Below are 25,878 nucleotides of genomic sequence, written 5' to 3'. Positions count from 1 at the left end.
TACAAGGCAATACTTGGCATATTCATTTATGAGCCTTATCATTTTTGCGCTGCCTATCATGAGACCTAAGCTGTTCATCTTAAAGACTGCAATTCTCATGGCTATCTTTGTCAGAGGCTTGTTCTTTCTTAGTGTCATGGGATAAATGCCTATTCTTTGATTATGGCAGTAGGAAAGAAGCTTCTTAATGAAAATACTAACTAAAGGTTAATGTTTTTTTGCAAAAAACCATCTTAGAATTAAAAAATAGAAGGCTTTTTTATGAGAAAGGTGGGATTCGATGAGTAAAAAGTTACTGACTAAATTGTTGGCATTAACCATGTGTGCAGGTATGGTATTACAGCCTGTTTCTGCATTTGCACAGGAAGAAGAGCTTTTGGAGGTTGAGCTTGAAGTAGAAGAAACGGAAGAGGCAGATATTTCTGAATCAGAGCCTGTTGTTCTTCAATCTATCATGCATGAATGGATTCCGCAAATGAATTTTACTAGTAATTTCGATACCATTCCGGTGTTAGGTGAGCCAGTCACCAAAGCTACTTTTGATTATGATGCGGAATACGATCTTGTTATTGATTCTACTTGGAGCAGAATAGAAGGCGATGACTGGGCATATGTCGAATATGATAATTTCTTACTCGGTACATATCGCTGCTTAGTAAATGTAGAATTGGCTCGCGGATACCTTGAAAGATTTTATATAACTGAATCTACTAGTTTATATGTCAATGGCAGCGAGTGGACACTGATTTCTAAAGACGTTTCGAATCTGGGATCTAAATATCTAAAATTAACTTTTGCATCTGATAGAATAATTATAAAGGATGAATTGCCAACTCCGGATCCTGAAGACCCTGAAGAACCGGAAGAGCCAATAGAAGCTAAAGGCAAATGGCATGAAAAGTATGGCGCGAAGTACTACGAACTTCCGGATGGCCAAAAAGCCACAGGAATTCAGAAGATTGGTGAAGATACCTATCTCTTTAGCAAGAACGGAACACTTCAGAAAGACGTCTTCTATGAATCAGAGGGAAATAAGTACTACTTTGGTTCAGATGGCAAAATGGTCAAAGGCTGGTTTAATAAGTGGAGCGCTACTTATTACGCCAATGAAGATGGAGCAGTTCAGACCGGCTTTGTCGATATCGGAAGTGATACTTATTACTTCGATTCAAAGGGAAAGAAGACAACCAACATCTGGGTAAATAAAGATAGCAAGAGATTTTACGTCAAGTCTGATGGACATGTTGCAAAAGCTGAAAAAATTCGCAGATGGGGCAAAGTATATACATTTGCTGCAGATGGTGCTTTGATTGGATGATCAAGAGGTAAAAAAGTGTATATGCATTGAATAGTAAAATGCAGACAGGAAGATAAAATGGCGCGAATACTGAATCTGTTGATTGTTATTCTTGAAGTTGTAAGCTTGTCTGGGACTTTCAAAGGCCGAGGTTTTAAGAAGAACTTTGTGTTCTACACTCAGCTTTCGAATATGATGACATTTTTCGCGTCGCTGCTTTTCGTGATCTTTGGCCAAAAGGACTGGGTTGAAGTCCTGCGGTTTCTTAGCGTGAGCATGATGGTGATGACTTTTTTTGTTACTGCATGCATTCTGGCGCCCTGGGCGCGCATGGTAAAAGAGCTGTTGTTTTCGGGCAGCGGCTTGTATCACCATACGATAATCCCGATTCTATCTACTTTGACATATATGCTCTTTGAGAAAAGAGCGCCGTTCCACTGGATCTGGCTGCCCGGTTTGATGACTCTGATCTACGGGCTTGTCATGTTGTATTTCAATTACATTGACGTGGTGGACGGGCCGTATCCCTTCTTCAAGATCAAGCAGCAGGGGATCAAAGCCACGGTTCTGTGGATGGTGGCGCTGTTTGCTGCAATCACGGTTTTCTCTGCACTGGTGGGATATCACAAGCCCCTTAAGACAGATATCAAGTACATTTACGTGCACGGACTTTCCGGTTGGGGAAGCTATGATGCGCAGTATGAATATTTTCCCTATTGGGGCATGTTCGGCGGTGACGTGGTCCGCTATATGAATGAGCAGGGCTATGAGAGCTATGCGGCTTCGGTGGATCCTTCGGGAAGCGCCTGGGACAGGGCCTGTGAGCTTTACGCGCAGCTGACCGGGACCCGGGTGGACTATGGAAAGGCCCACAGCGAGAGCGCCGGTCATGAGAGATTTGGAAGAGATTATTCTTCTGAACCTCTGGTAAAAGATCTATCGGATTCCCACTATGTTCTGATAGGGCATTCGTTTGGCGGGGCTACTGTAAGACTCTTTTCCGAGATAATAAGGAACGGTGCGGCTGAAGAGATTGAAAGCACCGATCCCGCCGACCTGTCACCGTTTTTCAAAGGTGGCGAGGGGGAGAATCTTCTTGCGGTGGTGACACTGGCTGCGCCCACCAACGGCACTACCTCGTATGACCTGCATGAAGATAGCTCTTTTGACCTGTCTAAGATTGAGATTCCTGAAAAGTATGAGAAAAGCAATGAGCGTATGAAGCGCGGCACCGGCGCCAAGGCCAACGACGGAAGGGCGGACTGGGACTATGCTTCTTACGATATGCATATTGATAATGCGCTGGCGATGAACGAGAGGATCACTACGTTTGTGGACGTGTACTATTTCGCTTATCCCTGTGATTCGACGATGATTGATAAGAACGGTGAGCTGATGCCGGATCCGGCGATCACCGAGAATATGTTCATGAAGAGCTCCATTTATGCCTGCAAGTACACGGGAACGACTGCAGGCGGATTTAGCATAGACGAATCCTGGCAGCACAATGATGGATTGGTGAATACGATTTCCGCTAAAGCACCCATTGGCGCGCCTTCGGTGGAGTATACTGAAGAGGAGCTTGCCGGTGGTGCGGACTTTGCGCCGGGGGCCTGGAATGTGATGCCCACGAGACGGGGAGACCACATGTCGCTGCAGGGCGGAATGTTTAAAAGAGTAAAGGTGAAGAGCTTCTATCTTGAACTTGCCCGGATGCTGGCGGCGCTGGAGTGAGGATACTCAAAGATATACTTTTTTAGTACAGTTATAATGTATTTGTTTTCTCTGAAGTTTTCTTTTCAAGCTTATCGTCTTTGGTGATTTTATGTGAAGGATGGCTGAATAATGCCATTTTATTTACACTTGTGATAAAAGCCAGGTCCTTTTCGTTAAGGTTCATCATTCCCATTGTCATAGCAGTCATTGTAAAAATCTCCTTTTTTCCATACTTTTTTATCATGTTTATTTGTGATCTGTTTATTTATACGAACGAAAAAAATGCGGTGGCAATTATTGTTTCATGATCAGCATAAATTGGTATGTCAAATACAGCTATCCGGAAAATGTGTGATAAAATTGAGCATGAGTTATTCATTATTTTTTTTGGAGGAGAAAAACAGTTTTTTTGATATTTTTTAAGTAGGAGATAGTAGCATTTTAGCAAACGCGAGCAAAATGCGAAACATGCTGACTATGAATATAAGCCAAGAGCCTTGTTTCTATATGAGAAACAGGGCTCTCGTTTTATCATAAAGCTCCTCTGAGCTGATTATTTGGGAGTTGGCTACTCCTTCTTATGTGGGGGACGATGGAATAGCCGTGTGGAAATGAAAAGTATGTGTGTGTGAAAGGGGGCAAGAAGATGTGTTCTTCTTGATGAAATCATATTATCGCTACAAACTTAAACGAAACTAAATGAGATTTGAACAATTTGTGTCCTGGATTTTTTGCGTGAAACAGAGTTTAAATTGCGCAAAATGAAAAATAATAGTCTGTATTTCCATAGTTTTGATATGTATTGTCGTAAATGGCAGTTCTATAATCATCTTAATAAACAAGATTGTTAGTACACTTGGTGGAAAGGAGCTGCCGATGAAAAATAATTTTTTTAAAGTATTGTTATTTATTCTTCTTGCCGTATATGTGATTTCCCCGGCTGATCTTTGCCCGGGACCGATAGATGATTTACTGGCAATTGCCTTTTATTTTCTTGCTAACAGAAGTAATTTTTCTCTGGAAAATAAAAAATCAAACGTAGAAGTAATTGATGCTGATGGAAATGAGATTTAAGAAAGTGTGAATATTATGAGTGAAAAGAGATTATACAAGAGCGTAGATAAAAAAGTATCAGGTGTATGCGGAGGCGTTGCTGAATATTTAGGCGTTGATCCTACTATTGTTAGACTGATTTGGGCATGCACATTCCTGTTTACAGGTGCCGGACTTATTGCTTATATTGTCGCAGCACTGATCATGGAAGAGAATCCTGAAAGAGCATATGAATCAGCAAGTTATGAGTATTCATCTTCCGATAATTCAGGAACTATCAAGGGATTCAAGCCTGATGTATAAGGGATAATAAAAAAGTTTATATGGATTTCAAAGACTCCGGAGATGATCATAACTGATCATTCCGGAGTCTTCTTTTAATGCATCAAAAAAATAAAGTCAAGACGTTATTTCTTTTTCTTCAGATGATAAAATGGTGATGATTTTTGTGGGAGGGGAAGAAACAATGAATCAAATTGATAAAGAAGTCAATGAAATCAGCGCAGATTGCGAGCTTAATGGCATTGAGAGCAAGGAGATCTCAATCCCGGATTATGATGAGCAGCCTTATGGAAATGATGATGTTTTGGTCAGGGCATCAAAAAGAAGATCATTTTTAGCTTCTGCGTCATGGCTTTGAAAAACAGTGAGAAAAAAGATAAAGGGGAAAATAGATTATGCTTTTTCAAACAGAAACAAAATGGACCTTTGATGAATTCGCCAAGATGAATTGGGTTATCTTTAAGAAAAGATACATCAGAAAATTTGTGATAGTAGGCATTCTTTTTATATTAATGATGCTTCTGGAAGCGGCTCTTTACTCAATGTACAAAGTAACCGGATTTACTTCTGAAAGGGTGATTTTTCTTATAGTGCCGCCTCTTTTGGTTCTTATTTTACCGGGAATCAGGTATCTTCAGATGAAAAAGAACGTCGAACAAGCTTATTACTCAAATAAGCGCTTACAGGATGTGACTACACATTTTTCCTTCTATGAGGACAGAGTAGAAACAAAGAGCGAGCTCGGAAATGGAGTTATCAGATATGAGGACCTCTATAAGCTGATTGAGACTAAGGAGAATTTCTATCTTTGCGTTGCTTCAAATCAGGCTTCCGTGATTATCAAGAACAACTGCTCCGAGGAACTCATCGCATTTCTCCATGAAAAAGTATCAGGTAAATAAATGAAAGGATTTTTTAATTTGAGCGAAAACGTAAGAATTCAAGACAATCTCTATGAGCAGGGCATGTGCAAGCGTATATTCAGTAAACATCAGATATCTGCAAAAACCTCTACGGTATGATATAATGAGAATACAAAAGGCGAGGATGCTTGATTTGGAGCATCCTTGCCTTTTTCTATTGATCAATTATTCGTTTCTATTACCTAAGGCATTTGGCCGGAAAGGGAGACTATGGCTGCGTTTGACAGAGTGTGTTCCGGAATACCTCAGATGGATCAGGTTTTTGACAATATAAGACTGGGCGACAATGTAGTTTGGCGGGTAGATAACCTTGAGGAGTTCAAACTCTTTGTAAAGCCTTATGTTAAGCAGGCTATCGCGGATAAAAGAAATCTCATTTATATCAGATTTGCTGCCCATGAGCCGCTGCTGAAGCCCCAGGAAGGGCTAAAGATAGTAAATGTCGAGCTGAATCACAGGTTCGAGAACTTTACTGTGGAGATACATGAGATCATAAGAAAAGAGGGCGTGGACGCCTTCTATGTCTTTGACTGCCTTTCTGAGCTGCAGACTGCCTGGGCTACAGACCTTATGATGGGTAACTTTTTCCAGGTGACCTGTCCTTATCTGTTCATCCTGGACACAGTGGCATTTTTCCCGCTGATAAGGGGTAAACATTCCTTCCAGGCCATCGCCAAGATCAGGGATACCACGCAGCTTTTCCTTGATGTATATTCCGATGATAAAAATGTATTTGTAAGGCCTGAAAAGGTTTGGAACAGATATTCCGAGACCATGTTCCTGCCGCAGCTCTATAATCCTGAAAGCGGCGATTTTAAGCCTATTCTGGACGGAGTTATGGCCAGCAGGTTCTACCAGGTTCTTGGGAAAAACGGTGCTATGTCTGATTCCGACAACATGGACAGCTGGGACAGATTCTTTAACCTCACCAGAATGCTCAACGAGGCGGGGCAGGACGTTACCGAGAACTGCAGAACCATGTGCAACATCATGATGACCAGGGATGAGAGACTTCGTGAGATGATAAAAGAGCTCTTTAGCCCCGGGGATTATCTGGAAGTAAAGGACAGGATGATAGGCACCGGAATGATAGGCGGAAAGGCCTGCGGCATGCTCCTTGCCAGAAAGATCATCCAGCACAGAAGGCCGGAGGTATATAAATATCTTGAGCCCCATGATTCCTTTTATATAGGCTCCGACGTGTTCTACAGCTTTATTGTTGAGAATAAATTCTGGGATTTAAGGATCAGGCAGAGAACAGAGGAGGAGTTCTTTTCTGTTGCGGATGAATTTGCGGAGCATCTTCTGAAAGGCAAGTTTTCCAGGGATATGGAGGAGCAGTTCGTAAAGCTCCTTGAATACTACGGACAGGACCCAATTATCGTAAGGTCCAGCTCTATCCTTGAAGACGGCTTTGGCAATGCCTTTGCGGGAAAATATGAATCTGTTTTCTGCTCCAATATCGGAACCATTGAGCAAAGAGTAGAGGAACTGGAAAATGCCATAAGAACCGTTTATGCCAGCACCATGAGCAGGTCTGCCCTGGACTACCGCAGCAGGCGCGGCCTTCAGGCAAGGGATGAGCAGATGGCGCTTTTGGTGCAGAGAGTATCCGGTTCCTATTACGGAGAGGTGTATATGCCCTGCGCTGCAGGCGTGGGCTATTCTTACAGCCCCTATAAATTCATGGAGTCCATTGATCAGGCCGCAGGAATGCTGCGCCTTGTAATGGGCCTTGGAACCTCGGCTGTAGACAGGACGGAAGGCTCATATCCTAGGCTTGTGAGCATGGATAAGCCCACGGTGACCACCGCCAGAAACTCCATAGAAAAGCACAAATATTCCCAGAGAAAGCTGGAGCTTATGAACCGCTCCACAAGGCAGCTTGAGAGGGTTTCTTTGGAAGATGTTGAGAATAACATGCCTTTTTACCTTAAAAGGCTTCTTCTTGAGCATGACACTGATACAGAGCGGATGTTCAGGGACAGAGGCGAGGATAGGGATATTGAATTTATTTCCTGTCAGGGGATTGTCAGAAAAGAAGAGCTTATGGCCCAGATGAAGGAGATACTAAAGGCCCTTCAGGAGGAGTACAGGCACCCTGTGGATATAGAATTTACCATGAATTTCTCTGAGAGCGGGGACTACGTGATAAACCTTCTCCAGTGCAGACCTCTTCAGGTCTATCAGGACATGGAGGAGCTGAAGATTCCTGATGATATCAGGGATGAGGATGTGATATTTGAGTGCAGAAAGTCCGCCATGGGCCTTTCCAGGGCTGAAAAGCTGGACTATATCGTATATGTGGACCCTGTAAAATACTACAGCATGCGATATCAGGACAAAATAAAAGTGGCCGCAGCCATTGGAAAAATGAACTGGGCCATGCGAAGCAAAGAAAAGCATATGCTCCTGATGGTTCCGGGAAGAATAGGAACCTCATCGCCGGAGCTGGGGGTTCCTACTGCTTTTGCGGATATCAGTGAATTTGATGCCGTCTGCGAGATTGCGGATTCCAAGGTGGGCTACAATCCGGAGCTGTCCTATGGAAGCCACTTCTTCCAGGATCTTGTGGAGTCCGGCATTCTCTATAACGCCATTTTTGAGAATGAGAAGACTCTAAAATACGACATCTCTTTATTGGAGGGCCACAGGAACGTTCTCATGGATATCGTGGAAGAAACGGAAGAGTTAAAGGACATTGTGTTTGTTTATGACCTTTCACAGGATAGCTTCCATATCTACCACGACATGAAAAATGAGCGGACTGTCTGTGCCCGGGTAAACTGAAACAGACCGGCGAGGTTCATGAACTTAAGGGGAACGACAGATTAGGATTTTTATACTTTTTTTACTAAATAAATATACGTCAAATGATAAAATATGATTATGCATTCTATAGAAGATTGAGGAGGAGATTGAAAAATGTATCTTAAAAGAAGCAATCGTATTTTATCTGTTATTTTGATCATGACTATGCTTTTTTGCTGCGTAGGAATCACAGGCTGCGGCAGCAGCGCACCCAGGGACCTGACAGAATACTGGTCAGCGGATTCACAGGCTGCGGAGAGCCTTAGAAATTATGTGGCCAAGGTTACCAATAACCAGGATCCGGAGAATTACATTCCGGTGAAGGACCGTATCGCCGTTTTTGACATGGACGGAACCCTGACCTGTGAGACTTATTATACTTACTATGACACCATGATGTTTATCAACTACTGCCTTGTGGACCATCCGGACAAGGTCTCCGAGGAACTGAAGGCAGCAGCTGCTGAGATTAGACCCGGATATACAGCGGGAGAGGAGCTGGCAAGGAATTTCGCCAAGGCCTACGCCGGAATGACAGTGCAGGAGCTCTACGATTACGCTGTAGAGTTTGGTCAGAAGTATACAGACAGTTTTAGCAATATGCGCTATTGCGACGGCTTCTACCTTCCTATGGTAGAGCTTGTAAAATATCTCTATGACAACGATTTTACCATCTATGTAGTCAGCGGCACGGAGCGCACCACCACAAGGGCTATCGTGGCCAATTCACCCATTGCAAAATATGTTTCCCCGGCTCATGTTATCGGAACCGAGTTCGAAGTAAAGGTAAAGGGAAACGAAGACATATCTTCAAATATGGATTATAAATACGCCGATGGAGATGAGCTTGTTTTCACCGGAGGATTCATTCAGAAGAACCTCAATGCCAACAAGACCATCTGGATCGAGCGTGAGATCGGGCAGCGCCCTGTACTGGCCTTCGGAAACAGTGGCAGTGACACCAGTATGATGAACTATGCCATTGATGAAAGAAATACCTATCCGGCACAGGCCTATATGATCGTTGCCGATGATGATGTCCGTGAGTGGGGAACCCAGGACTGGGCCGAAAAGTCAGCTTACTATGCCGAAAAAGGCTATGTTCCTGTTTCCATGAAAAATGATTTTTACAAGATCTATCCCGATACGATCCGTAAAAGTGATCAGCAATACGTGGAACCCGAAAACAGCGACGCTGCCTGATAATTTATAATATTAGAAAGAGCAGAACAAGCAGGATTACTACAGCCAGTGCGATGGCTATCATAACGAAGAGGTTGACCCGTTTATCCTTGTGGGTTAGAAGGCTGGGCCAGAAGCCGTCTTCGCTGGCTACCAGATCATCACCCTTGTATCTGGTGGGATCGATCCGCTTCATTCTGTGGGACACATTGACGATAAAGGCAAAGAGCTCCTTATGCTGTGACAGGAAATCTGTGACAGCAGCGGGGGCTTCATTTAGTTCCAGTATCTGGATTATGGAGGTGGGATTTTCTCCGATAGCTTCCATAATAAGGGCATGATTGGTGATAAAATCGATAACGCCGATCATTGCAGTGTCTACGCCGTTTTGCTTCAGGATTTCCTTCAGAGACGCCACCATCTGAGGCTTCTTTTCCTTGTATCTGAGGATGAAGGCGGTGAGTTCTGCCGCATTATCCTTGTATTTATCATCTGAAAAAGTTCCGATTATTGTGTCTGTATTGCCGTGGAAGGCGCTTAAAATGATATTTCCAAGCATGCTACCGATGTTTTCCCTGGTGCTCATGGGATAGGAGCGGATGAAGCTGTTGAGCATCAGGTCAAGGTCAGCCATCTTTTTGTCCTGCTGCTGAGCTTCCCACATGGAGACATTATCTTCATCGTCAAAAAAGAGAACGGCATTGGCGCAGTGATTCTCGCCAAAACCAAGCCTTCCGTAGTTGGTTCCCAGGAAGTATTTCTTTGGGCCCACATCATTTAGAAGGATGTTTACAAAGTCGCTTTCTGCATTGATATTGAGGATTTTTCCTTCATTTCTTCGTATTTCAGCTGAGTATTCATTGATGAATTCATCCGAAAAGCCCTGGCCGTCGAAAGAAAAACAGTTATCGATCCTGTCATCCATGATCACGAGGTATTTGGCCTTGTTTCCGCCCTTGGAGTGGCCGGTTACCGTGATGATGTCATAGCCCTCAAGGGGGAGGGACTTGAACCATTTAAGGGCATTTTCCTGAAAAGCGGTGGGCACCTGATAGAGACCTGCAATATTGTCTACCCATTCCGCATCGCTCTGGGTTCCTTTGAAGACAATGATAGCCTCGTTGCTGGAGGGATCACAGAGAAAAACGCTTCTTCCGCCGCCGGCACTGTCGCTTTCAAAGTGAACCTGCATGATTATCATGTTAAGAAGATGCTGGTTTTTCCTGATAGCTCCCAGGATCTGCCTGTATTCAGCGCCGGTAACCCCGTCGCTGTACTCTGTATCATCTTCTATAAGATCCTCATTTTTGAAAACACCTCTGACGTAATCGCCGATGGTCTTTGATTCCTGGCTGGGAGACATAAAGGTGCCCTTGGGACCTCCCAGATTTTCTATGTAAAGAAGGTTATTTATTAGTACAACTTCTTCTATGGAAAGACTGCTGTTCATAGACATTGACCCCCTTTGTCCGTGTCATCTTTCGAGTGAAAAACTGTCTGAATAAACCCTGTCCTTTGCGGGATCCCCTTGGGCGTTTTTGAGGATGATTACATAAATATCACCTGTTACGCTACTTTTTTTAAGACTTCCTTCCAGCTCTTTTACTGCAGTTTCATAGGAGGACTGCTTTAGATTCGAGCCGTCCAAAAACAGCTTAATATCATTTCCGGCATTTATTTTTCCTGTGAGTACATCCATGGGAGGAAGGTTTTCGCCGTATTCTTTTCCGAAAAATTCCCAGAAACCTATATTTGACTGAATAAGAGGGAAGCCGGCTCCGGTGACGATTTTTCCAAGCTCACTTAAAATGGCGTCTCGAATAACTACGGCATAAAAATCATCTGTTATCAAAAGAACATTATCTGCCATGCGGGTTCTGGCGATATATGCGGATTCGTTTTCGGAGCCGGCAGGGCGGTAGAACCACTCATTGTAGTCTCTGGCGGTACCTTCCATGGGCTCACAGCCGGTGACTTCGAATGTATAGCTTGGGTATTTGAAAGAGAGCTGTTTTTCTACAGCTCTCATCTCGTTTAACAGGGACAATTCCTTGTCTGTGAGGTTTCCGTTTTGTATTTCTTCTGAATTAAAGGATAAGGCAGATAAGATCCTGATTTCTGAACTAGTAAGCTCCATAATGGGTTCCTCCACTTACCGATTTTATAAACTTTATTGCTTTTTAATAATTTTATTACACTTTTTATCGTATCATTATTTATAGAGTGAATAAATACAAAATTACATATCGAGGAGGAGAGCATGGAATTAGACATTCAGTATTTACTTTTGTTGCAGGATCTGAGGAATGCGACAGGGGGCATTTTTAATGAGTTTTTCAATGCAATATCCAAGTTTGCGGTGGATATTCTTCCTTTTTTACCCTTTGTTATCTTCTGGGGCGTTGATAAGGCCTGGGGTTATTTATTCATGACCTGCTACAATGCCGGTGAGCTGTTAAACGGTGTAATCAAACTGACGGTATGCGCATATCGCCCATGGATCAGGTCGGAACTGATAGAACCTGCGGGAGATTCGAAAACCGCTGCCACAGGATATTCGTTCCCAAGCGGACATACAAACGTTGGAACCATTCTTTACGGAAATACCTTTGTCTGGCAGAAGGATAAGAAAAGATGGGTTGCGGTAGTATGCGCAGTAATGATCCTTCTTACCGGATTTTCACGTAATTTTCTTGGAGTTCATACTCCTCAGGACGTTGCTGTAGGTATGACTGAGGCGCTGTTTACTATTTTCTGCGTGCATACCATTGCTAAAAAGGTAGGCGGAAATCAAAAGACTCTTGATATTCTGACCCTGGTAGGGCTTCTTGTTGTTGTGGCAGCTCTTATCTATATTCAGGTTAAGCCTTATCCCATGGATTATGATGCTGCAGGAGAGCTTCTTGTTAATCCTTCAAAGATGATGAACGACTGCTTCAAGGCTTGTGGTGCCATGACAGGATTCCTGATCGGAAGTTATCTGGATCGTCACTATCTTCATTATGAAATCCCTGTGGGACATAAGAACCTTCCAATTCTCGTTTGTGTCGGTGCAGGACTTCTCTTTGCATGGAAAGAGCTCTTTGCTCCCGCTATCATCGTTGATTTCCTTGGGGGACATTGGGGCAATTTCGTAGCAAGATTTATAATGTTACTTCTGGCAATCTGTGTATGGCCAATGTTTATTAAAAAACAGACTGCCGAAGCATGATGAGTTACTAAATTCCTTAAGTATACATTTTATTGTTGCTATTTAGCGGCTCAGCGCATAATATATGTGGTGATGCGGTACAAACCGCATAAAATGTATGCTTAAGGAGACAGTGTAATGATTGAAAACGAAAAGAAACCCATTTTGACAGTGAAGAACATACTAAGAGTTCTTTCCTTGTTATGTATCGTATTTGTGTTCTGCCCGACATTTCTTGTGTCCTGTTCCGGTGATACTATTGATGTTTCAGCTATGTCTGCGGTTACCGGTATTAAGTCCTACGGAGAGACAGTCGTTGATCCGCATCCCATTATGCTTATAGTTTTATTACTTCCGATTGCTACTATGGTGCTTCTTTTTCTCAAGAAGCTTAAAAATGAACAGAGCGCGCTGATAATTGCTGTTTGTGGCGTTGTTGATTTTATAATGTGGCTCGTTTTCAGATCTTCAGTAAAAGATCTTGCTGATGAGAACTACTGCGAATTCAAGAGCACAGTCTGGTTTGTGTTCAATATGATAGTGCTGTTTTTGATCGTAGTACTGTCTGTTTTGGCGGCTGCTAAAATTGTTGATATGGAAGCGGATCTGGTGAAGGTCTTTACCAGTCCCGAAGCCAAGAAAACTCTGAATCAGATGTCTGCGGCTGTAAACCAGATGTCTGACTCTGTAAGTAAGATTGCCGAGAATATTTCAGCAAACACTGCAAAGAATACTGTTAAAAAAGAGGATATAATCGGTTATTGCTCCAAGTGTGGCAAACCGCTTATGATCGATAACAGATTTTGCACTTCCTGCGGAGCTCCGGTGCCTGAGGACATGATTGCCGAGGCTGAAGTAGCAAGAAAAGCTGCTGAAGAGGCCAGAAGAGCTGCCGAAGAGGAAGCCAGAAAGGCCGCTGCAGAGGCAGCACAGCAGGAGGCTGAAAGAAATGTGAAGATAGTTGCGGATACAAGACCTTTATTCTGCACACAGTGCGGAGCAAAGCTTGTGGATGCTGCTGCATTCTGCAAGTCCTGCGGAGCAAAGATAGAGTAACTGTAGTTCATTTATTATTAAAGAGGATAGTATATGTTTTGTGGAAAATGTGGAACTGAAAATAATGATGTTGCAAAGTTTTGTAAGAAGTGTGGTGCGCCCTTGATGGCACCGGCCAATCCTGCTCCGGCAGCGGTTGTTGAAGATAATACTGAAGATAAGGTTGAAGAGCCCAAGGACGGCGTTGCTGCGGCTCCTAATTCTGCCCCGGCACCTGCCAAGGGCGGCTCCGCTTTGCCTAAGATCCTGGCAGGCCTTGTTGCAGTGGCAGTACTTACTGTGATAGCTGCGGTACTGGTTCTTAATGCAAAGCCAACCATTGACCTAAATAAATATGTTGTTTGTGAGGCTGAGGGCTATGACGGATACGGAAAGCCCCATGTAAGCATTGACTGGGACGGCATAGACAAAAAGTACGGCAAAAAGCTCAAGCTTACAGGTGAGGCAAAAAAGGAGCTCGGTGAGCTGGCTGCCATGTTTGATCCTATCGAAATGGTGGCAGAATGCGTATCCGTTGAGTATGACAACTCCAAAAATCTCTCCAACGGAGACGTAGTTGAATACACATGGGATATAGATGAAAGCCTTTCTTCATCTGTAAAGTGCAAGCTCAAATATAAGGACGGTAAGTTCAAAGTGTCTGATCTTACTGAGCTTGGAAAGTTCGATGCCTTTGCAGATCTTGAGGTGTCTTTTAGCGGTGTGGCTCCCCAGGGACGCGCATCTCTGGATTATACCGGTGAAGAACTGAATTATTACAATTTTGAGTTTGATGAAAACAGTGACTTAAGTAACGGAGACAGTTTTGTTGTAAAGATCGATGACAAGCAGGTGGAGCGCTGCGCTGAACAGTACGGCAGGGTTCCTGAGTCCCTTGAGAAGGAATACACTGTTTCGGGACTTAGCAGCTATGTTACAAAGATTTCCGAAATTAATGATTCTGCTCTTAAAGATATGCAGAGTCAGGCCGAAGATGCTTATTATTCTCATGCTGCAAAGAGCTTTGGCGATGGCGAAGAAGTAGTGAGCCTTAACTATATCGGCGACTACCTTCTTACCAGCAAGGGCAGCGGATATGGGAAGTACAACTATCTGTACCTTATCTACAAGGCAGAGGTCCATGACTTTGTAAGCAACAAGAAGCAGACCTATGACAAGATCAATGATGTATACTGGTTCATTTCTTATTCTGATGTCATGTTGGATGAAAACGGTATCGTATCGGTAGACTTAAATGATTACAACACACCAGGCAATACTTTCTATGTAAACACAGATGTGAGCACAGGCTGGTTTGGCACAAAATCCTGGTATTATCACGGCTACGAGTCATTGGATGACCTGTACAAGTCTGTAGTTACAGCCAATCTCGATGCTTACAACCATGAGGACAATGTTGACACATCCCTGGCAGTATCAAATCATACTGAGGTTGAAAAGCCTCAGACAGTTACCTCCGGTGCTGACTATATCCTTCCTAACAGTGATTCAGAACTTATTTCAAAGTCTGACCTGGAGGGCTTCGATGCTCAGACCTGCAAGCTTGCCAGAAACGAGATCTATGCCCGTCACGGAAGAAAATTCAAGGACAGCGAACTTCAGGAATACTTTGATTCCAAGGACTGGTATAAAGGAACCATAGATGCTGATGATTTCCAGGAAAGCATACTGTCTGATATCGAGATAAAGAATAAAGATGTGATCGTAGATTACGAAAAAGAAAAGGGATACAGATGATTTTAAAAAGGTTAAAGATAACCCTGCTTCTGGCGGCAGCAGTGCTGCTGGTGGCATGCGGTAAAGAAGCGGATTCTCCCAAGGAAGAATTTGTTTCGGATGTTATTTTTGAAAAGCTGGAGGATATAGAACCTGAGGAGGCTGTGGAAGAGGCCTCCGAAGAAGCCGGCGATTCTCCTGCGGAGGAAGCTACTGTCATGGAAGAAGTGGCAGCGCAGGAGTCGGTTCAGGAAGAGCCTGCTTCCGAGGAAGCTTCAGCGGAAGAATCTGTCCGGGAAGCCCCGGCTCAGGAAGCCACTGTACAGGACGAGCCTTCACAGGAGGCCACAACTCAGGAGGAAACAGCTCAGGATAACACTCCCAGAGAAGCTACAGGTAAACTGGTGGTAATTGATGCAGGACATCAGGCCAAGGGCAATTCCGAAAAGGAGCCTGTGGGCCCCGGAGCCAGCGAGACCAAGGCCAAAGTATCCGGCGGAACTTCAGGCGTAGCCAGCGGACTTGCAGAGTATCAGCTCACTCTTCAGGTTTCCCTAAAGCTCAGGGATGAGCTTCAAAAGCGCGGCTATACAGTAATCATGGTCAGGGAGACCCATGATGTAAATATCAGTAATTCCGAGAGAGCTGCCATAGCCAACGACAATCATGCGGATGTTTTTCTCAGGATCCATGCCAACGGCGTTGCCAATCCCGAAGCCCACGGGGCCATGACGATCTGTCAGACCGCTTCAAACCCATATAATGCCAATGTTTACCAGGAGAGTAAAAAGCTCTCAACCTGCGTTCTTGACAATATGGTGGCAGCTACAGGCTGCAAAAAAGAGCGCGTATGGGAAACAGATACCATGAGCGGCATCAACTGGAGCCAGGTGCCTGTGACTATCGTTGAGATGGGATACATGACCAACGCAGAAGAGGACCTTTTGATGGCTACCGAGGAATATCAGTGGAAAATAGTTACCGGTATCGCCAACGGTGTTGATGAATATTTTAAGTAATCAGATGGTGTGAATGTTGTTACGATAACAAGTGAATGATATAATGATAGTGTTCCGTAGTGATGTTTGGTATTACAGGGGAAAAATCATGGAAAAGGGAAATGTGCTTGTTGTCGGTTATGCAGGTGTCGGAAAGTCAACTTTGATCAGGACTGTGCTCGGAGATGAGGCAATGAAAAAGCCCTGCGGCGGTAAAACCAAGGTGGCATCAGACTTTCAGGTCTATGAGAACAAAGGGATCTCTTTCAGGCTCATTGATACTGTGGGGCTGGAGCCCGGTCTTTTTTCGGAGTTTAAAGCTGTAAACGCTGTAAAGAAGTGGGCCGGCGAGACTATCAAGAACAAGGATGATGAGCATCACATCAGCGCTGTCTGGTTCTGTGTTGACAGATTTACTGTAAAGATTTTCCCAAAGACCATCGATTCCCTGATGAAGGCCATAAGCATGTGGAAGAATGTTCCTATCATTGTGGTCATTACTCAGTCATACAAGGGAACTGATACCAAAGAGGCTCAGGACATCGTCGAAAAGGCCTTTTTGTCCAAAAATAAATATGCCACAAGGCTGACAGAGATAGTCAGTGTTGTGGCCAAGCCCTATACAGAAAAAGAGGGCGTTATTGAACCGCCCAAAGGGATAACAGAGCTTATAGAGCTTACAAACAGCATTCTTCCCGAGGGATATCAGGCTGCAGAAAAGGATATTGCCAGATATAACCTGGCAAGAAGAAGGGCCATGTCCCATGCCGTGGTTAGTGCCGCTACTTTGGCCGGGATCACCGTGGGAGGAGGCGCTATGCCCATTGCGGATGCCATGCTTCTAAAGCCTACAGAGGCCCTGGAAATTGAAGCAATATCGAAGATCTGGGGAATAAAAAAGACTAAAAAAACCAAGGAATTTATCGACTATATCATTGATATAGGAACCAAGGGAACAGCAGGAAAAATGCTGGCTTCCGGCCTTAAGATGATCCCGGGACTTAATCTTGGTGCTGCCGTCATCAATGCTTTTATAGCGGGAGCCATAGTATTTGCCATGGGTGAGGTTGCTGCCTACATATTTGAGCAGATATACACCGGCAAGCAGACCATGGACGATGTTACCTGGGTTAAGGAGGTTCTTGAGGACAAGATGGCCAAGCCTGTGGTGGACAAGGTCTCCGAGGCTGTTGAAAACGTTCCTGAAGAAGCTGATGACGAAGAGCTTCAGAATATTATACTCGATGTATTTACACAGAAAAAAACTGCCTGAAAACTTATTCAGGCAGTTTTCCTTTATACAGAATACTTAGCATTGTAGTATCGTCAAACTGGTCTGCACCGTTGGAGAACTCTGCCAGGGATTTCTGTATGTATTCCACAGTGTCCTTGGGAGAGGCATCCTTGCAGCAGTTAAGAGCATCGATCATACGCCTTGTTCCATAGAACTCCTGAGCTTTATTGGTGCTTTCCGCAACACCGTCGGTGTAGAGAAAGATCTTGCCGCCGGCAGGTATGTCAAATTCGTTGTCCTTGTAGCGAAGGCCTTCCATGCCACCGCATACAAAGCTGTGTTTTTCTTTTTGAAGGACATAATTACCGTTCTCATCTGTAACCGCAGGATATTCGTGGCCGGCATTGGCTGCGATGACATGTCCTGTGGAAAGAGTCAGAATGCCCAGCCATACCGTTACGAACATATCCACGGAATTGTTGGCTGAGAGCCTGTTATTTACATAGTAAAGGATCTCTGAAGGGGTTCCGCCCTGCTCAGCTCTGGTCTGAATGGCAATCTTGGAAACCATCATATAAAGGGCAGCAGGTATACCTTTTCCCGAAACATCAGCCATTACTATGCACAGATGATCCTCATCCAGCATAAAAAAGTCATAGAAATCACCGCCAACCTCTTTGGCGGGCTTGCAATCTCCATATATTTCAAGCTGTTGATATTTGTTATAGTCGGCAAAATTCCTGGGAATAGTGGCTTCCTGAATCTTGGTGGCTATATCCAGCTCTGTACTGATTCTGGCCTTTTCTCCGGCTAGTCTGTTAATATCCTCGATATAGCTGTTCATCTCAAACTCCATGCTCTGAAGGGAGTCTGTGAGCTTATTGAGCTCTTTTACATCACCATGGTAGATATTCTTGAAGATATCGGTGCCCTGGTGGGTGTCGAATCTTTCCTCGTACATATCAACAAAGTCTTCAGCCTTGCCCGCCATATTGTTTAGGGGCTTTACAACCACGCTGTTTACGCAGACAAAAATACCGATGCTGAAAAGAAGGGACAGCATAAAGGCCGCAATAGCAGACTGAAGCAGGAAAAGCCTTACGTTTCTCTGGGTTGTGCTGATGGGAATATCAGCAGTGAGATAGGAGTATATGCCCCTGGATTCATCAGTATAGATGGCAACGCCGTCGGTGCGGACGCCTCCATAGGTGGGAGACATGGTGACATTACCTAAATAATCCATGCCCGGATTGCCCTTATAATCACTGAAATCAGCGAAAAGAAGCTCACCGCATCTCTGGACAGTGGAATCGCTGGCGTCCATTACATATACCCAATAGCCTCTTTCAGGATAGATAAGAGAAATGCAGTAGGCCGTGGAAATAGTGGCTCTTCTGGTGTTATTGAGCTTATCCCAAATGGCTTTGTAGGATTCACTGTTTTCAATGTCAGCGAATTTGGCGAAATATTCAGCTTCGTTATTATTTCGCATGGAGACAGGATCTTCAATGGTCTCCACCACCTGGGCAGTCTGGATAATAAGGTCCTGAAGGGCATTCCGGTCCACATTCACCAGAGCAGACCTGGTCAGTGAGGTTTCCATGCCCTCGTAGATCTTGATGGATTCTTTGCGGAAAAACATTGCGGATACAAGTATTATGATTAAGCCAAGAAGAACGGATGATGTAACGGAAATGTACATCGCAAGCCTGGCCATTGATATTCTTTTGTATTTTTTTCTCTCTTTACTCATAGATATATTGTACTATTATTTTTGTACCACCGAACAGTTTTTTTCATAGGAAGAGGGTTGACTTTGGAGGTCAAAGAGAGTAAAAAGAATAGTTGAGAATAAGTAATGAAAATCATTAGGAGATAAGACATAGATGAATAAAGTAAATACTCAAAGATTGCAGAAAAGTAAAACTCTGGACCTGGTCTATGCAGCCATAGGAGTTACGCTTATTACCATATGTTCCTGGATAAACATACCCATGGCGGTTCCCTTTACACTTCAGACCTTCGCAGTATTCGCGGTGCTTCTCATCCTGGGAGGTGAGAGAGGAACCATCGCCACACTTATCTACGTGCTTATGGGTGCCATCGGAATACCTGTATTTGCAGGTTTTTCGGGAGGTCTTGGTATTGTCCTTGGCAGCACCGGCGGATATATCGTAGGCTTCATTTTTATGGGACTTATTTTTATTGCTATGACAAAAGCCTTTGGAAATAAGGCAGTTGTTGAGATCGCAGCTCTGCTAATCGGTCTTTTTGTATGCTATGCCTTCGGAACAGCCTGGTTTATGTATGTATACATGAGAGAAACAGGAGAGGTGGGACTTTTCACGGTTTTAACCTGGTGCGTATTCCCCTTCATCCTTCCTGATCTTGCCAAGATGGCAATTGCAGTTATTATTTCCAGAAGAGTTAAGCCCCTGATCAGGTGATATAACTGGTCAGACGCTTCTGTGCCTTCTGTTACGGAACTTATAGTGATACATGCGCTCGTCGGCTTCGCTTAGGGCATTGTCCAGAGCCACTTCATTGTAATCGTCAAATACCACGCATCCTATGCTGGCTGAGATATTGTAGGACCGTTGCAGCTCTTCGGAGCGCTTTTTCAGGGTCTCAACGAAGTTCAGAGATCTCTGGCTTTCATCGTCCTTTTTATATTTGCCGATTCCTATAAGGAAAAATTCATCTCCGCCGCTGCGGATGCAGATCTCGTTCTCAAGACTGGTCTCACGAAGTACATTGCAGATGGTCTTGATTCCGAAATCCCCTTCCTTATGTCCGAAGGTGTCATTTATATATTTGAGGCCATCCATGTCTATGACACTGACAAACAGGGAATCTCCCGGAGAAGCCTGGGAGAGCAGCTCCTTATAGCGCTGATACATACCTCTTCGGTTGTAGGCGCCGGTCATTTCATCCATGATGGAAAGCGCTTCAAGTCTGTGCTTAGAGCACATCATTTCAAGAGCATTATTGATGTAACGGAGCCAGTTTCGGTTCACTATGTTTAAGGTATAAGTTTCTGATATTTCTCGTTCGAGAACAGTAAATCCCATAACTTTTCCATTAAAATGAAGAGGAGAAAAATAGAAGATACCGGGTTTTTCCCTGTTTTCATCAAGCTTGGGAAGCATTTTTGAAGTCTCAAAGCGTGGTGCCCCTTCCGTGCCACAGATTGGCGGTTCACCTACTTTGGAGCTTTTTAAATATATGCGCATATACTTTGAATCGCCTTCGCTGTGGCTGTCTGTCATATCGAGCCAGTCTTCCCTGAGACACAGAAAAATATTGGAGTAGGGGACAAGAAGATTTGTACTGCCGAATATATTGCCCATACACTCATCCACGGTTTTGGAGGCAGTGAATTCCTCCAGCACATAGGTCTCCATAAGGGCTCCAACACTGACCGGTTCATCATCGCTTTCGTTGGCAAAGCTGTAGGCATTGGTGTGAAGCTGGCTTCTGACATGCTTTATGATGTAAAAAGGATCGGATTCACATCCGCAGCTGGCGCCGGGGTGGAACTGGCCTATTGTTTTGGCTTCACGAGGAGCGACAGGCTCATCCGGTTCTATCACAGTTCTGATATAATCTACAGCCCGCTGGCCCATATCAATATCATTGGGGTCATAGGAGCTAAGAGTAAGGAAATTGATGGCTCCTTCGTCTGAGGAATCAAAGCCAAGAACCAGAATGTCTTCTGGCACACTTATTCCGCGGGCGGCAAGCCTGTTGATTAGTCCCAGTGCCATACAGTCGCTGGCGCATATTACCGCCTCGGGGGATTCAATTATTCCGTCTGCTATTTCATCTGCAAGCTTATAGCCGCTGCTATACCAGAAATCTCCGTAAACAATGTGTTCCGGAAGCACAGAAAGACCCAGTTTTTTAATTTCATCAAGAAAGATCGAAAGACGCTTCTCTGATACAGGATTATCTTTAAAACCTGTTAAAAGACAGATTTTCTTTTTATTATGAACATTAACTACGTGGTGGCAGAGCTCACGCAGGGTTTCTTCATTATCATTTTCGATGAAGGTCGTGCCTTCGATAGGAGTCTCAAGGGAGCATGCCGGAAGAGAAGGGTGCTCTTTGAGCCGTTCCCGGATCCTTTTAAGAACAAATTCATCAGTGGAGCCGCTAAGAGTCGCATGATCAAGGATTACGCCGTCCAGTTCATCAAAATTGGCCAGCTCATAGATGCTGGCTTCTCCATGCACATAATCATCCATAGGGAAGGCAACATGTACGCTGGCGGCAAACACGCACATATCATAGCCATACAGTTCGCAGCGCCTGCGGATGCCCTCAGTGATCCTGCGCACATGTACGGTTTCAGGAAATGATACAAACAGACCGATTCGTTTTCTTCTTGTATTTTCCATGATGTAATCTCCTTATGATGCGAGACTAACCCACTCTATAAAAGCGTATCATGATACAAAGATAATTGCAATTACGATAATTATTTATCAATTTCCGCAGCCCCTGAATTCCACGGGGGTCACTCCGAATCGGTTCTTAAACAGCCTTGTGAAATAGGAGTAATTGTCGTAGCCAACTTTAAGGGAGATGTCACGGACAGAATCATCGGTATTCTGAAGGAGCTTCCTTGCAAGGTCCAGTCGCTTTTCAATTATGTAGTTCTTGAAACTCATTCCGGTTTCTTTTCTGAAAATCTTGGTGATGTAGTCGGGGGCAAAGTAGAACAGCTCTGCCAGATGTTCCCGGCTCATATCTTCGGTAAAATGGGCGTCCACGTACTGAAGAAGGGCTGTCACCGAGGTTTCATCCACATGTATTACGTTAGTATCCTCATCAAAGGGCATTGAGCACATGTTGATGAGGCTGTCCAGAACCTCAGGGATTTCATTTACTTTTTTCTCAGAGCTTAAAAAGAGCCTTAAGGAGGTCTTAAACTCCTGGGAAAGTGCGTAGTAGAGCTCACTGACCAGGGGCCGAAGTGCTGTGTTATAAGCATCTTCTTCCACCGGAATCAGGGAAAAAAGTATGTAATCATCGGCCTGATAGGGCAGAAGTACACCCTGGGAGGAAAAAGAGCTTCCGAAGATGGATTCCATTATGTGCCTTATCTGGGCTGCGATGCGGCCCCTGTCCCCGGAGAGCTTTTCTCCTGTGAACTGAATAAGACAGATGGCAAAGGAAGGAATGCCCTTTTCAAAGGGCAAAAGCTTGTTAAGATCTGATATGAGGGCCTTGTAGGTGATGCGGCGGTCGATGAGATAGTCATACCAGAGCTTGGACAGGGTGTTGGAACTGTCCTGCCTGTCCGGATCCACCTCAAGAAGGGCCTGACTTATGATCTTGGTAAGCTCAGGGTAGTCGATGGGCTTAAGAAAATAGTGGAAGGAGCGAAGCTCCAGGGCCCTTTTGGCATAGGAAAAATCCGCATAATTAGTCAGGAAAATGGCGGGAATGCTGTTTCCCTGCTCCCTGAGAATTCCAAGAAGCTCAAGGCCGCTTCCGTGGGGCATGTCGATGTCGCTAAGGAGCAGATCTATGCTGTTTTCTGCCATGATCTCCTGAGCCTTTTTGATATCGTTTGCGGTAAAAACGCCGGTAATCCCAAGGCTGTTCCAGTCTATATTCTTTTCAAGGGCAGCAATGACGAATCTGTCGTCATCAACCAGTAAAATATTCATTCTAATCCTCTAAAATTCATTGCTTGGTGGGAATCACCAGTGTAACCCGGGCCCCATGGGGAGCGGTATTGTCTGTGTGAAGGCTGAAGGAGCTTCCGTACAGCAGCTCCATACGCTTGATGCAGTTGGTTATTCCTATATGATTTCCGTTTTCTTCGATGCTTTCTTTTCTGTTTATCTTCTCGAGAACCTCTTGTGAAAAGCCCTGACCGTTGTCGGTGATCACTATTTCCAGCTTGCTTTCGTTATTTTCCTCAAGCTTCCTGCAGAACAGGGAGATCGTAAGGCTCTCATCCTCCGGCGGTGATGCGTGTTTTACGGAGTTCTCCACGAAGGTTATAAGAAGCAGGGGCGGGATATCCAGATTGTTGCAGTCCCTGGGGATATCTGCTTCAAAAGCCGTGGCCCTGCTAAGTCTCATGTTCTGAATGGACAGGTAATCCCTGATATGTCCCAGCTCATTGGCCAGGGGCACAAAGTTATTGTCCACCTGGAACAGGTATCTGAAGTACTTGGAGGTGAACATCAGCATCTGCTTGGCGGCATCCATATCTCCAAGACTCACCATGCTGTCTATGGTTGTCAGGCAGTTTAAGTAAAAGTGGGGTTTGATCTGCTGCTGCAGGAAGTGGATCATGAACTTGTTCTTATCCAGCTCCGCTTCGTAGATATCGATCCTAAGCCTTGTTATCTCATGGATCAGGTTCTTAAACTGTTCATTTATCTGATTCAGCTCCTGGATCTTGCTGTCAGTAAGCACCAGTCCCTCACTGTCTGAGAGGGAGTCAATTCCCGACAGGCTCTTGGAAAAGATCTTAATGGGAAGTATCACTTTTTTGTAAGTAACAAGGATGTAGCCTCCCATGATAAAGCTCAGCATCAGAGCTGCCAGAAATACAATAACCTGCAGGATAAACAGTCTTCCGTATTCACCCAGGACCCTGGAATCTATGGACAGTGAGAAGGGAAGCCCGGATTCCTCTGCCGGGAAAAACTGCCTGTTGTAATAGTATTTGGACAGCTTTGAGGGACCGTCCCCGGTCTTGTAAAACAGAACTCCTGAAGGCGTGTAAACGCTGATGGCTCCGTTTTCTCCCAGATTCAGTGAGGACAGAGGCGACAGGATATCCTCCATGGACACAAGACAGGCGAAGGTTCTGTGCTTGTAGGTGATGGTGTAGTAGAGGTACTCATTGCCCCGGAACACCCAGGGAACCCAGGTGTAGTTGTTTACATCCGTCTTTATCTTTTCCTTTATCTTCTTGTAGGTTTCGTAGTCGGAACCAAACTCCGAGGCATTGAAAAAGATGTCCTTTTCATCCCAATAAAAGAAATACTGGTATTCCGTTCCTGTGGAGTACTGCATGTCGCTGACTCGAAGCCGCAGGTCATTGCTGGCAAGCCTGAAGTCCCCCATGTGTTTATCCGGGGAAAAGGAATCCAATATGGGATCATGTACAACTGTCCACTGAATAAAATGCGTTATTGCGGACAATCTGTGCTCTAATTCAGTTTGATAAATTTCCACGGCGTTTTCTACCGCCAGGCTGTTCTGCTTCCTTATTTCCGAAAAAGAAAACCAGCTCACCACCACAAAAAGAATGATGACCGGGATTGCCAGAAACAAGGTTTTACGCAGTACCTTCACCACCGGGTAGGACCGTGTGCGTTTCCTGTTTTTCATGCGTTCATTATATCTATAAGGATTTTTTTTATCTAGAGTTTTTTCTTACATTGTCCAAAAAGTGCTATCTGTCGAACCGAAATGTGCTATTTTTCAAAGCTCAAAAAATTTATTATCGGAGCATGAACAAAAGGAGAGAGCAATGAAAAACAATATACTTAAAAACGTAAAAAAGCACTATCAGCTGTATCTGCTTCTTATTCCCTCGGCGGTTTTACTTTTTTGTTTTGCATACCTGCCGATGTTTGGAATAGTGATAGCCTTTAAGGACTATTCACCGGCGCTGGGAGTTATGGGAAGTAAGTTTGTGGGATTCAAGCATTTCCTTCAATATTTCAGATCCTACCAGTTCGGGGTGACCATAAAGAACACGCTGGTCCTTAGCTTATACAGCATTCTGGTGGGCTTCCCACTGCCGATCCTGCTGGCACTTATGTGCAATCAGATGAAGACCAAGATGTTTAAGAAGGTATTTCAGGTTATAACCTACCTGCCGCATTTCATTTCAACCATGGTAATGTGCGGTCTGGTGCTGATCTTCTTATCACCCTCCAGCGGACTTTTCGCCAACATCTTCAATCTGTTCGGGGCAAAGTTTCCCAACCTGATGGCCAGCGCTTCTGGCTTCAAGCATGTATACGTCTGGAGTGATATCTGGCAGCACCTGGGCTGGGACAGCATTATCTATCTTGCGGCACTGGCGGGAATCGATCCCACCTACTACGAGGCGGCCACAGTGGACGGCGCCAGCACACTGCAGAAGATCAAATACATAGACATACCCATGATCCTGCCAACAGCCATGGTTCTTCTGGTTCTTAGAGCGGGAAGCATCCTGGGAATAGGCTTTGAGAAGGTATTTCTTTTACAGAATGTCCAGAACATCATGAGCAGCGAGATCATCTCAACCTATGTCTACAAAATGGGTATGCAGAGCATGCAGTACAGCTTATCCACAGCCATCGGCCTCTTTAATACCGTGGTCAACGTGATAGTTCTTTTGCTGGTAAATCTTGCATCCAAGAAGCTTACAGAGAGCAGTCTCTTTTAAAAATGGG

At 44.5% G+C, this 25,878-nt stretch carries 22 protein-coding genes; 15 read left to right on the top strand and 7 right to left on the bottom strand.

Annotated elements, in window-relative coordinates; genetic code table 11:
• Nucleotides 1-280: 280 nt before the first annotated feature.
• Nucleotides 281-1,318 (top strand): N-acetylmuramoyl-L-alanine amidase family protein, encoded by a 1,038-nt coding sequence (locus T359_RS0117955; RefSeq protein ID WP_026518586.1) that lies wholly within the window; start codon nt 281-283, stop codon nt 1,316-1,318.
• A gap of 264 nt (nt 1,319-1,582) precedes the next feature.
• A complete protein-coding gene (locus tag T359_RS0117945; RefSeq protein ID WP_155840181.1) occupies nt 1,583-3,031 on the top strand; it encodes a lipase-like domain-containing protein in 1,449 nt (482 codons plus the stop codon).
• Between the two features lie 31 nt (nt 3,032-3,062).
• Here T359_RS0117945 and T359_RS22665 read toward each other — a convergent pair whose 3' ends face one another.
• Nucleotides 3,063-3,221, bottom strand: coding sequence for a hypothetical protein (locus T359_RS22665; RefSeq protein WP_155840180.1), 159 nt, complete (start codon nt 3,219-3,221; stop codon nt 3,063-3,065).
• 668 nt (nt 3,222-3,889) lie between these two features.
• On the opposite strand from T359_RS22665, the gene T359_RS0117935 reads away from it, so the two are divergent.
• The 6 genes from T359_RS0117935 to T359_RS21025 all read left to right on the top strand — a co-directional run bounded on the left by T359_RS0117935 (nt 3,890) and on the right by T359_RS21025 (nt 9,285).
• Nucleotides 3,890-4,087: a hypothetical protein gene (locus tag T359_RS0117935; RefSeq protein ID WP_026518583.1), complete on the top strand. Its 198-nt coding sequence runs from the start codon at nt 3,890-3,892 to the stop codon at nt 4,085-4,087.
• A 15-nt stretch (nt 4,088-4,102) separates the two neighbouring features.
• The gene (locus tag T359_RS0117930) at nt 4,103-4,369 is read left to right on the top strand and encodes a PspC domain-containing protein (protein WP_026518582.1); all 267 of its coding nucleotides are present in this window, start codon (nt 4,103-4,105) and stop codon (nt 4,367-4,369) included.
• 163 nt (nt 4,370-4,532) lie between these two features.
• Nucleotides 4,533-4,706: a hypothetical protein gene (locus T359_RS22660; protein ID WP_242839129.1), complete on the top strand. Its 174-nt coding sequence runs from the start codon at nt 4,533-4,535 to the stop codon at nt 4,704-4,706.
• Nucleotides 4,707-4,743: 37 nt separating this feature from the next.
• Entirely contained in the window at nt 4,744-5,250 is a 507-nt protein-coding gene (locus T359_RS0117920) for a YcxB family protein (protein WP_026518581.1), read from the top strand.
• Nucleotides 5,251-5,481: 231 nt separating this feature from the next.
• The gene (locus T359_RS0117915) at nt 5,482-8,061 is read left to right on the top strand and encodes a PEP/pyruvate-binding domain-containing protein (RefSeq protein WP_026518580.1); all 2,580 of its coding nucleotides are present in this window, start codon (nt 5,482-5,484) and stop codon (nt 8,059-8,061) included.
• Nucleotides 8,062-8,196: 135 nt separating this feature from the next.
• Nucleotides 8,197-9,285: an HAD family hydrolase gene (locus tag T359_RS21025; protein ID WP_051545596.1), complete on the top strand. Its 1,089-nt coding sequence runs from the start codon at nt 8,197-8,199 to the stop codon at nt 9,283-9,285.
• Nucleotides 9,286-9,289: 4 nt separating this feature from the next.
• Here the strand turns inward: T359_RS21025 and T359_RS21020 are convergent, their stop codons facing one another.
• Entirely contained in the window at nt 9,290-10,714 is a 1,425-nt protein-coding gene (locus T359_RS21020) for an Mbeg1-like protein (protein ID WP_035784914.1), read from the bottom strand.
• A gap of 24 nt (nt 10,715-10,738) precedes the next feature.
• Nucleotides 10,739-11,401: a hypothetical protein gene (locus T359_RS0117900; protein ID WP_026518579.1), complete on the bottom strand. Its 663-nt coding sequence runs from the start codon at nt 11,399-11,401 to the stop codon at nt 10,739-10,741.
• A gap of 123 nt (nt 11,402-11,524) precedes the next feature.
• On the opposite strand from T359_RS0117900, the gene T359_RS0117895 reads away from it, so the two are divergent.
• From T359_RS0117895 to T359_RS0117875, 5 genes are all read left to right on the top strand, one after another.
• Nucleotides 11,525-12,475, top strand: coding sequence for a phosphatase PAP2 family protein (locus tag T359_RS0117895; RefSeq protein ID WP_035784912.1), 951 nt, complete (start codon nt 11,525-11,527; stop codon nt 12,473-12,475).
• Between the two features lie 117 nt (nt 12,476-12,592).
• Nucleotides 12,593-13,510 carry a zinc ribbon domain-containing protein gene (locus T359_RS0117890; protein WP_026518577.1) on the top strand — a complete coding sequence of 306 codons (918 nt, stop codon included), beginning with the start codon at nt 12,593-12,595 and terminating at the stop codon, nt 13,508-13,510.
• Between the two features lie 33 nt (nt 13,511-13,543).
• Nucleotides 13,544-15,247 (top strand): YARHG domain-containing protein, encoded by a 1,704-nt coding sequence (locus tag T359_RS21945; protein ID WP_026518576.1) that lies wholly within the window; start codon nt 13,544-13,546, stop codon nt 15,245-15,247.
• The gene (locus T359_RS0117880) at nt 15,244-16,245 is read left to right on the top strand and encodes an N-acetylmuramoyl-L-alanine amidase family protein (RefSeq protein ID WP_035784909.1); all 1,002 of its coding nucleotides are present in this window, start codon (nt 15,244-15,246) and stop codon (nt 16,243-16,245) included. The genes T359_RS21945 and T359_RS0117880 overlap by 4 nt, the downstream gene beginning before the upstream one ends.
• An 88-nt stretch (nt 16,246-16,333) precedes the next feature.
• Nucleotides 16,334-17,497, top strand: a complete 1,164-nt coding sequence (locus T359_RS0117875; protein WP_026518574.1) for a GTPase — start codon at nt 16,334-16,336, stop codon at nt 17,495-17,497.
• 4 nt (nt 17,498-17,501) lie between these two features.
• Here T359_RS0117875 and T359_RS21940 read toward each other — a convergent pair whose 3' ends face one another.
• Nucleotides 17,502-19,211 carry a PP2C family protein-serine/threonine phosphatase gene (locus T359_RS21940; RefSeq protein WP_026518573.1) on the bottom strand — a complete coding sequence of 570 codons (1,710 nt, stop codon included), beginning with the start codon at nt 19,209-19,211 and terminating at the stop codon, nt 17,502-17,504.
• Nucleotides 19,212-19,344: 133 nt separating this feature from the next.
• Here T359_RS21940 and T359_RS0117865 point away from each other — a divergent pair, with 133 nt between their 5' ends.
• Complete coding sequence (locus T359_RS0117865; RefSeq protein ID WP_035784906.1) at nt 19,345-19,905, top strand: biotin transporter BioY; 561 nt, start codon at nt 19,345-19,347, stop codon at nt 19,903-19,905.
• 9 nt (nt 19,906-19,914) lie between these two features.
• Here the strand turns inward: T359_RS0117865 and T359_RS0117860 are convergent, their stop codons facing one another.
• The 3 genes from T359_RS0117860 to T359_RS0117850 all read right to left on the bottom strand — a co-directional run bounded on the left by T359_RS0117860 (nt 19,915) and on the right by T359_RS0117850 (nt 24,763).
• Nucleotides 19,915-21,858, bottom strand: coding sequence for a substrate-binding and GGDEF domain-containing protein (locus tag T359_RS0117860; protein WP_026518571.1), 1,944 nt, complete (start codon nt 21,856-21,858; stop codon nt 19,915-19,917).
• Nucleotides 21,859-21,945: 87 nt separating this feature from the next.
• Entirely contained in the window at nt 21,946-23,136 is a 1,191-nt protein-coding gene (locus tag T359_RS0117855) for a response regulator (RefSeq protein WP_026518570.1), read from the bottom strand.
• A 16-nt stretch (nt 23,137-23,152) separates the two neighbouring features.
• A complete protein-coding gene (locus T359_RS0117850; RefSeq protein ID WP_026518569.1) occupies nt 23,153-24,763 on the bottom strand; it encodes a sensor histidine kinase in 1,611 nt (536 codons plus the stop codon).
• A 199-nt stretch (nt 24,764-24,962) separates the two neighbouring features.
• On the opposite strand from T359_RS0117850, the gene T359_RS0117845 reads away from it, so the two are divergent.
• Complete coding sequence (locus tag T359_RS0117845; protein WP_026518568.1) at nt 24,963-25,871, top strand: ABC transporter permease; 909 nt, start codon at nt 24,963-24,965, stop codon at nt 25,869-25,871.
• Nucleotides 25,872-25,878: the final 7 nt, after the last annotated feature.

Source organism: Butyrivibrio sp. MC2021 (assembly GCF_000621605.1).
GTDB lineage: Bacteria > Bacillota > Clostridia > Lachnospirales > Lachnospiraceae > Butyrivibrio.
This window is presented reverse-complemented; position numbering and strand designations above follow the sequence as displayed.